The organism is Methylobacterium sp. WL64 (assembly GCF_008039945.1).
In the GTDB taxonomy this organism is placed as follows: Bacteria; Pseudomonadota; Alphaproteobacteria; order Rhizobiales; family Beijerinckiaceae; genus Methylobacterium.
On record NZ_VRVA01000177.1, the window covers coordinates 1 to 7639 of the forward strand.

A 7639-nucleotide genomic window follows, 5' to 3' on the forward strand; every position below is an offset into this window, starting at 1 on the left:
GGTCACGATGGTCTCCTTCGGGTCGGGGGATCCGGCCTTTGGCGGGACCGCCCGGCGAGGGGGCGATCCCGCGAAGGGCCGGGGCGCGATGGCCCCGGCCGGTGGCTCAGTCAGTCGGCCGCCTCGGTCTCCAGGAACTCCTCGACCGTCGTGTCGTCCTCGAAGCGGAAGCTCCCGCACCCGATCCAGCGCGTGCGGCCGTGCTCGTCCTCGTCGCGCTCGTGGGCCTCGTAGGTCTCCTGACCCTGGTACCAGTACCGCGTCAGCTGCTCGCCGACGCGGTGGAAGAACACGTCGGGGAGCGTCGCCTCGTCGTCGACGGGCACCTTGCAGCGCTCGTCCTCGAAGATTCCGTACTTGGGCTCGGCCGGCTCGCGCTCGCGGTCCAGGCGCTCGACCAGTTCGGCCGTCGCGGCCTCGTAGTCGCCGCCCTCGGGCGTATCGGCGGCGATGTGCTGCTCGATCGCCTCGCGGGCGAGCAGCCGGTCCTCGGTCGTCTCGGCGGCGCGGTAGGCGGCGATGGCGGTGTCGATGGTGGGGGTGCTCATGATCTTCTCCTGAAGCCGGTGCCCGGGGCCGGCGAGTGGATCGGGCATCCCTCAGGGGGAGCGGAGTGACCGGATCGGCCCTCGTCGGGACCGCCCTGGCCGAGGGCGGTCCCGAGAAGGGCCGGGGCGCGAGGCCCCGGCTCGTCAGGCGATCTCTCGCGCCTGCTCCTCGCTCGCGCCCTTGTGGATGGCCACGCCGCGCCGCCAGCGCCTCAGCGCCCCCTCATCGCCGGCGAGCGTCGCCGCGCCACAGAATCCCTGAGCCAGGGAGATCTCGTGGACGATCCGCATCCGCCCCTCCGGAACCGTGCCGAGGGCCTGGGCGATCTGCTGCCAGCTGGCAGCCTCGATCATGTAGAGCCGCATACCCTCGCGAACGGCGCGGCGAGCCTCGGGATCGGTGGACGCCTCGATGAGCTGTGTCGACATGATGGGCTCCTGATGTGTTCGGATGGATGGGGGAGGAAAGGCCGGGGCGGGGGCGCCCCGGCAGTTGGCTCAGACGACCGTGGGGAAGGGGACCGTCACCGCCGGCTCGGGGAGCTCGGCGGGCTCGGCGTTCTCGGCCTCGACCTGGGCGATCATCCCGTCGAGGAGGGCGTCGGTGGCGGTCTGGGCGGTGGTGGTGGTCTCGGGGGTCTCGGTCATCGTCGGGCTCCTAGGGGCAGGTCGTCCGCCTTGTTTACAAACTTATAACCATTCGAACCGCGATGCAAGCGTTATTTATAAGTTTATAACCGCTACGCGCACAGGCAGTTCAGGCAGACCCGCGGCATCTCGGGGTGACGCTCTAGGACGACGCCCTCCTCGATCCCGAGGACTTCTTGGCAGCAGGGGCACTGAAACGCTGGCGGCGGCGCGTCGTCGTCGTCGTCCCGGTCGCGGTCGAGGTCCTCGACGTGGCGGCGCATCACTCGTCGTCCTCGACGTCGTAGGGGCCGTACTGTGCCCAGATCGCGGCGACGTCGTCCTGGGCCAGCGCGTCGATCGCGGCCTTCAGGGCTGGCACCGCTTCGAGGATCCGAAGCCTGGCGCTGACCTCGTCGTCCTCTGCATGCAGCTCGTCGTAGCGGTTCTCGTGGCACCGGCTCAGATCGTGATCGACCCGCGACGCCGTCGCCCGCAGCTCGTGGCCGACATGAGCCACGAACCGGGCGATCTCCTCGGCGAGGGACACCTGGCCGGCGTTGACCGCGGCGGCGTGGGCGTCGACTAGGGCCTGGGGATCGCTCAGGTCGAGGATGTCGGCCATCACGGCGGGGACGGCGGCGGTAGCGGTGGTGGTGGTGTTCTCGATCATGGGAATGCTCCGGTGCTGAAGGAATCCGGGGCGACCGGGCGGCCGCCCCGGGTCGGGTCAGGCCGCCTCGGCCAGGACCGTCTCGACGCCGGGCCCGGCGTAGCCCGGCCAGCGGATCTCACGGGGCAGCCAGCCAGTCGGGACGACCGTCGCGATGGCGAGCTCGACCAGCTCGGCCTTCCTGAGCTTGCCGGCCCGGGCGGCCGCCTCGGCCCCGCAGGCTTCCTTGATCGCGGCGACGATCACCGCCTTCGGCGCCGAGCCGAAGAAGTCCTTGGCGTCGAACCGGTCGTGGAGGCGCGCGGTCAGCGTGTCGGCATCGAGCGCGCCGGCGAGGGCCTGGATCGCCTGGCTGTCCGCCGGGGCGCCGGCCCCGGTGCCCGCGCCCGGCGTCCGGGTGCGCAGGTCGACGCTGCGGGCGAGGATCAGGCCTACGGCCGCCAGCAGATCCGGCATCGGCATCGACAGGTAGCGGGCGAACAGGACCGCGAACGTCTCGTTATCCCCGACCGACGCCTCCGCGGCGCCGAGCCCTTCCAGACGCAGGCGGAAAGGCACGTGCCACTTGGCGGCGCACGTGGCCCCGGCGAGCAGCCCGGCGATCGCAGCCTGCGGGGATCCGGAGAGGCTGTCCTGCACGGCCTGCGTCATCTGCACGGACAGCCGGTCGAGCAGCGCAGACGACAGGCCCTTCGCCTCGGGCTCGGCAGCCTCTCCGGCCGGCGCGGCCGAGGCCTTGGCCGCCTTCACGTCCTCCGGGCGCTGGACGTACTCGCGGACGTGGATGGTGCCGTCGTAGTGCCACGACACCACGCAGCCCGAGCGGGCCCGATCCTCGGCACCGGGCTTCACAGAGAGGGAGGCCTCGATGGCGTGGGACTCGGTGATCGCAGCCTGGATGGCCGCATCCTCGACCGCCGCGTCATCGTCGTCTGCCTCCAAGAACGCCTCGATCTCCCTGAGCCGAGCCGCCTCGGCCTCGGTCGGCTCGCGCCGGGATGAGTGGATGGTCGGCCACAAGTAGAGGGCGCCCGGGGGGAGGTCGTCCTCGATCTCGGCCCATGCCCATCCATCGGCGCGAAGCTGGTCCCGGCGGGCGCTCAAGCCCTCGTCGGAGAGGCGCTTGAGAAGGACCGGATCGCTGACGGCAGTCTGATCTCCGAACAGATCCGCGATGACGTGGCCGCCCGCCGCCTTGAAGGCGTCGATCCCGACGCGCTTCAGCATCGTCGCCGTCGAATGACCGGCGCCGAGCTCCTCGCGGATCTTGTACGCGTGGATAGAGCCACGCTCGGACAGCTTGTCGAAGACAAGCTCCTGGACTTCCACAGAGGGAGCCAGCGTGAAGGCCTGGACATCATCGATGTCGAGCTGGTCGGTGCGCCAGGCTTCCAGGATCCGCGGCGACACGGAACCGAGGGCGAGCAGGCGCTTCACATGGGCAACGGCCACGCCGAACTTGGCGGCGATGTCCTTCGGCTTGAGACCGCCGACCGCCATCTCGGCGAACGCCGAGGTCTGGTCGGCCTCGTGCATCGGCGCCTGGGTGAGATTAGCGGCGAGCCCGGCCTCGCGGGCGGTCGCGGCGTCGCGCTCGACGCAGTCGACCTCGTGGTCCGCGGCGATCGTGCCGGCCGCCGCGAGGCGCAGCAGCGCGGCCAGCCTGCGGTTGCCGTCGGCGACGTAGGACAGCCCCTCGTGGCGCACGACGACGAGAGGCGAGAGCAGGCCGACCGAGGCGATCGAGGCGGCCAGCTCGGCGATGCCGTCCTCGCGGCCGGAGATCCGGACGTTGCAGACGCCCGCCGGGGCGCCCTCGTCGTGACCGTGGCGGAGGCGGGAGAGCGGGGTCAGGGGGAAGACGTTCTTGATCAGGGTCACGATGCAGCACCATCGATGAGAGGGGGGAGGGGATAGCGGGTGCGCCCCTGCCGCCGGGCGCGTCGACGAAGGGGCGGCCTCAGCGCTGGCCGAGGGCGGCCCCGAGCGTGGCGACCGCCGCGGCGACGCCGGCCTCGCCCGAGGCCTGGACCGCGATGAAGCGGAAGCGGGACGGCCCCCGGTCGGACCGGTCGCGCACGTCGCCCTCGGCGTCCCGCCACATGCCGGCCGCGGCGAGCAGCGCGGCGGGGCAGTTCCGCCCGCTCAGGCGGCAGCGGGAGACCTGGGATTCCGTGACGCCCCTCGCGCGTGAGAGGGCTCTATTGCTGCCGGCGTCGGCGACGGCGCGGTCGAGGCGGGCCCGGATCTGTCGGGGCGTCAGCTGCACGGCACGGCCTCCCCGGCGGGGGCGACGTCGCGCATGACGAGGGCGCGCTCGACGCCGACGGCGTTGCACTGCCGCTCGGACGGGGCCGCCCGCCCGCGCAGGACTTGGCAGAGATCCGGCCCGTGTAGGCCGGCCGCCCTGGCGAACGCTTTCTGGGACCCGGCTTCGGTCACGCGGGCGCGCAGGCGGGCGACGACCTCGGCGTACGTGACGACGCGCACGGTGACGCCCTCGCGAGGGAACGGGCTCCCGCTCTCCATCAAGCTCTCCTATGTCAGAAACCAGCAACGACACACATTGAAGCCCCTTGTGGAAATTCGCGCAAGGGCGAAAATGACTGATGCGCGCATTTCCGAAGCAATAGGAACTGAAACGCGCTTCGGTATCATTTGGGAAAGAACGGGATGTCTGGACCTCAAAGGATCGTATGCTCGGATCTTGGCCTCCCGGAAGGATTGGCCGCCGCGTCAACTCTTGCGGATCCCCCGGATTTTCTTGACCTCGCTTGGAGCAGGACGGACGACGGGCGGTGGATCGCCAGGCTGACGCCTCTCGCGGAGATCGCCTTCGAACGCTGCAGGAAGGGGCCGAAGGAGGCCGGCATCGTGGTGCGCGGCCGGACGGTGGAATGGGATCTGTCCCAGGCCCCGCGGGAGCCCAAGCTGACGATCCGGCTCCGGGCCTGGGAGCGGCAGGCGCAGGAGGAGATCGCCGTGCGGGCGGAGCGGGAGGCGGCGCGCCGGCCCGTGGACGCTGGCGCCCTCTCGGCGATCCAACTCGACCTTGCCGCCCTGCTCGCCTCGGCGGCCTGGTCGTTCCGGTCGAAGGAGCCGATCGCCCGCGAGTTCTCGGAGGCCGTTTCACTGACGCCGGGGCAGCACCGATTCGCTCGGGCGCTCTACATCGAGGCCCGAGGCGTCGTCGCCGCTGTCGATCGGCGTCTCGCCGAGCCGGCGGCACAGGAGGCGCTCATGCGAGCCGAGGGTCGCGAGGCCGACCTGCTTGAGGCGTGTCGCCACTTGACCCGCCTGGATGCGGACCGGGCCCGGGACGCCAATTCGATCGGCTGGGACGCCCCCTCCTCACCGGCTGGCCATCGACTGGCCGGACGGGATGCCCTGACGCCGATCGAGGCAGGCCACGCCCTGACGCTTGTCCACCGACACCGGCGGCAGCTCCCGACGGAACTGCAGGACCGCCTCGGCCTCGCGTGACATGTCACGCTTTGTGCCTTTCATCGCCGGGATTGATGCTCCCTTCACGGCACACGCATTCCGCCGCGCCGTCAGGAGCACGCCATGACCTCGTTCTCAGAAATCATCGCCCGCGCCATCCGGGCTCTCATCGCCGCCGTGCTCGCCCTGTTCGGGGGAGCCAAGGAAGCCGCAGCCACCCTCGTTGAGGACGGCCGCCAGATCGGGCGAGCCGCCCGGGGCATCGGTGAGGCCACTGCCCGCCTCGTCGGAAAGGGTCTGGCCGGCCCGGCCCGGATCCTCGACCGCCTCGCCAACGCGACCGGATCTCTGCTGCCCCGGGGGACGGCCGGCCCGAAGCAGATAGCCGACGCCGCGGTCGAGCACGACCACGTCGGCTATCAGATCCCGGCCGCCACGAAGGCGGCGATGACGGAAGCCGCGATGGCCGGTAACCGCGTTTCGTTCGCCGCAACCGCCCGGGCCCGGGGCGACGCGGACATGGCGGCGAGCCTCGACGCCGATCTGCCTCCGCACGTGAAGTCGTGGCTCGACACGCTGAGCCCCAAGCAGATCGCCGCCGTCGCCGCGATGGATGTCTTCCACATCCAGGCGCACGTCGAGGGCCGGTCCCTTGCCGACGGCCTGCCCCCCGTACCCGCGCAGCCGAAGGCCGTCACGGGGCGCGCGGAGATGCAGGCGGCACTCGCCGAAATCCGGCGGATCGCCCGGGCCGAGCGGGCCGCCGAGGTAGAGCGCGCAACGGGCGGCCACCGCCGGCCGGTCCTGCCCGCCGAGGATGATGCGGACTACGCCCCGGTGCGAGCCGGCGGCGGGATGCGACCCGCCTTCCACTGACGCAGACCATCTGAAACGAAGAAGGGCTGCCGGGTAACCGGCGGCCCTTCTCATGTCCGGTGCCGGGCGGCTCAGGCTCCAATGATCTCGCGCAGGCCGGCCGCGAATTCCCGCTCGACGTTGAGGGCGTCCCGCAGGCCGGCCGCCTCGGCCGACATCCGCTGGAGTGCCCGAGCCAGGACGGCGGCCCGGGCCTCGGCCGCAACCGCCCGCTGCTCGGCCGCATGCTGGTCGTTGCGGGCTTCACGCAGCCGGATGACCAGCTCGGAGACGGAATCGGCGGCCTCGGCACGGCGGATCCGCACACCATCGAGCGTGTCCCGGATCGCAATGTGGGCAGCGACTAGGCCGAGCCCCACGTTCGAGGTGACGTCCGCGGTGACGTGGCGGCTGATGGCGGACATGGCGGGCTCCTCGGCGTTGGTGTCCCCCCAAGATGGGCCTGGGCTGACTCCGCCGTCAACGAGGGCGCCCCCGGTTTCGCGGGGTATCCCTGGCCGGCGGTTAACAACGAGACATGTCGAGCTCGAATACAGCCACCTCTCTGGAGTGCTTTTCTGCATGGGGGGCCGTCCTCCCGTTACTCCTATTCAATGAAACGGCCATCCCGAACTATGTAACGCGTTTCCCGCGCGGGGATCAGGCCGCCTTGGCGGGGGTCAGCAGACGGTCCCGGAGCGCCGCCTGGACGCCCTCCCGCGTGAAGCTGACCGCATCCGCGCCGGTCGCGTAGGCGCGGTGGGAACGCCGGAGGAGGTGGAGCGCCACCGTCCGCATCAGGGCCTCTGGGGGGATCGCCCGGGCACCGGTCGGGTCAGCCGATAGAAAGTCGCGCACCGCATCGACGACCGCCCGGTCGACCATGGCGGCGATGGGCCAGCCGGCTTCGCGCTGGCGGTCCCGCTCGACGGATTTGCGCTTGCGGCCGAGGTCGCGCTCGTGGGCGATACGCTCGGCCTGGGACAGGGTCGTGAGCTTGGTGCGCATGGGATCCTCCTCGGTCCCAGGATGATGCTCCTCAGCGATGCAAGGTGCCAGGACATGTCACGGAAAAAAACGTGACCCGGGACGCTTCTGGAGCAGGAATCGCGCTTCCAGGACAGGTAACAAAGGGGGTGGGATAGAGTAACGCCGATCCGGCGGAAGAGCATTCTCGGACAACGCGAAAAGCTCAATGCTTGCAGATGCTTGATGCGGCCAGAGAGCTAGCAGCACAGGGCCTACGAAAAAAGGGCGGGGGGCGCACAGCGGGCGCACAGCGGGCGCACAGCGGGCGCACATGGGCGCACGTCGGGCGCACGTGCGCCTGCGGGGGTTAGATCGGCTCCAGGACGATGCGCGCCCGGAGGCCGATGGCCGCCGCGACGGCGAGCTGGCGGTCCAGATCCCAGGTGCTGATGTCGCCCGACCAGAGTGCGTCCGGACTTTGGGGGATGCCATTCCCACGGGGTATCGCCGGAGGGAGGGGCAG

12 protein-coding genes are annotated in these 7639 nt (G+C 70.8%); 2 read left to right on the forward strand and 10 right to left on the reverse strand.

Going from position 1 to position 7639, the window contains the following annotated elements:
- Positions 1 to 110: 110 nt before the first annotated feature.
- From FV242_RS31360 to FV242_RS31385, 8 genes are all read right to left on the reverse strand, one after another.
- Entirely contained in the window at positions 111 to 548 is a 438-nt protein-coding gene (locus tag FV242_RS31360) for a hypothetical protein (RefSeq protein WP_147941656.1), read from the reverse strand.
- Between the two features lie 144 nt (positions 549 to 692).
- A complete protein-coding gene (locus FV242_RS31365) occupies positions 693 to 977 on the reverse strand; it encodes a hypothetical protein (RefSeq protein ID WP_147941657.1) in 285 nt (94 codons plus the stop codon).
- A gap of 69 nt (positions 978 to 1046) precedes the next feature.
- A complete protein-coding gene (locus tag FV242_RS35000) occupies positions 1047 to 1196 on the reverse strand; it encodes a hypothetical protein (RefSeq protein WP_187278642.1) in 150 nt (49 codons plus the stop codon).
- Positions 1197 to 1288: 92 nt separating this feature from the next.
- Positions 1289 to 1459, reverse strand: coding sequence for a hypothetical protein (locus tag FV242_RS35005; RefSeq protein ID WP_187278643.1), 171 nt, complete (start codon positions 1457 to 1459; stop codon positions 1289 to 1291).
- On the reverse strand, positions 1459 to 1848 hold the full coding sequence (locus FV242_RS31370) for a hypothetical protein (protein ID WP_147941658.1): 390 nt from the start codon (positions 1846 to 1848) through the stop codon (positions 1459 to 1461). Before FV242_RS31370 ends, FV242_RS35005 begins: the two co-directional genes overlap by 1 nt.
- Positions 1849 to 1905: 57 nt before the next feature.
- Positions 1906 to 3729 (reverse strand): ParB/RepB/Spo0J family partition protein, encoded by a 1824-nt coding sequence (locus FV242_RS31375; RefSeq protein ID WP_147941659.1) that lies wholly within the window; start codon positions 3727 to 3729, stop codon positions 1906 to 1908.
- A 79-nt stretch (positions 3730 to 3808) separates the two neighbouring features.
- Positions 3809 to 4117 (reverse strand): hypothetical protein, encoded by a 309-nt coding sequence (locus tag FV242_RS31380; protein WP_147941660.1) that lies wholly within the window; start codon positions 4115 to 4117, stop codon positions 3809 to 3811.
- A complete protein-coding gene (locus tag FV242_RS31385) occupies positions 4108 to 4377 on the reverse strand; it encodes a hypothetical protein (RefSeq protein WP_147941661.1) in 270 nt (89 codons plus the stop codon). Before FV242_RS31385 ends, FV242_RS31380 begins: the two co-directional genes overlap by 10 nt.
- 195 nt (positions 4378 to 4572) lie before the next feature.
- On the opposite strand from FV242_RS31385, the gene FV242_RS31390 reads away from it, so the two are divergent.
- Both FV242_RS31390 and FV242_RS31395 read left to right on the forward strand, forming a co-directional pair.
- Complete coding sequence (locus tag FV242_RS31390) at positions 4573 to 5331, forward strand: hypothetical protein (RefSeq protein WP_187278644.1); 759 nt, start codon at positions 4573 to 4575, stop codon at positions 5329 to 5331.
- 84 nt (positions 5332 to 5415) lie between these two features.
- A complete protein-coding gene (locus FV242_RS31395) occupies positions 5416 to 6168 on the forward strand; it encodes a hypothetical protein (protein ID WP_147941663.1) in 753 nt (250 codons plus the stop codon).
- A 71-nt stretch (positions 6169 to 6239) separates the two neighbouring features.
- On the opposite strand, the gene FV242_RS31400 is transcribed toward FV242_RS31395, so the two are convergent.
- Positions 6240 to 6572, reverse strand: a complete 333-nt coding sequence (locus FV242_RS31400; RefSeq protein ID WP_147941664.1) for a hypothetical protein — start codon at positions 6570 to 6572, stop codon at positions 6240 to 6242.
- 235 nt (positions 6573 to 6807) lie between these two features.
- The gene (locus FV242_RS31405; RefSeq protein WP_147941665.1) at positions 6808 to 7155 is read right to left on the reverse strand and encodes a hypothetical protein; all 348 of its coding nucleotides are present in this window, start codon (positions 7153 to 7155) and stop codon (positions 6808 to 6810) included.
- Positions 7156 to 7639: the final 484 nt, after the last annotated feature.

Bases quoted from the DNA above. Each gene is read 5' to 3' on its own strand.
- FV242_RS31360 (WP_147941656.1), bottom strand. From the start codon at position 548: ATGAGCACCCCCACCATCGACACCGCCATCGCCGCCTACCGCGCCGCC.
- FV242_RS31400 (WP_147941664.1), bottom strand. From the start codon at position 6,572: ATGTCCGCCATCAGCCGCCACGTCACCGCGGACGTCACCTCGAACGTG.
- FV242_RS35000 (WP_187278642.1), bottom strand. From the start codon at position 1,196: ATGACCGAGACCCCCGAGACCACCACCACCGCCCAGACCGCCACCGAC.
- FV242_RS31365 (WP_147941657.1), bottom strand. From the start codon at position 977: ATGTCGACACAGCTCATCGAGGCGTCCACCGATCCCGAGGCTCGCCGC.
- FV242_RS35005 (WP_187278643.1), bottom strand. From the start codon at position 1,459: ATGCGCCGCCACGTCGAGGACCTCGACCGCGACCGGGACGACGACGAC.
- FV242_RS31370 (WP_147941658.1), bottom strand. From the start codon at position 1,848: ATGATCGAGAACACCACCACCACCGCTACCGCCGCCGTCCCCGCCGTG.
- FV242_RS31385 (WP_147941661.1), bottom strand. From the start codon at position 4,377: ATGGAGAGCGGGAGCCCGTTCCCTCGCGAGGGCGTCACCGTGCGCGTC.
- FV242_RS31395 (WP_147941663.1), top strand. From the start codon at position 5,416: ATGACCTCGTTCTCAGAAATCATCGCCCGCGCCATCCGGGCTCTCATC.
- FV242_RS31405 (WP_147941665.1), bottom strand. From the start codon at position 7,155: ATGCGCACCAAGCTCACGACCCTGTCCCAGGCCGAGCGTATCGCCCAC.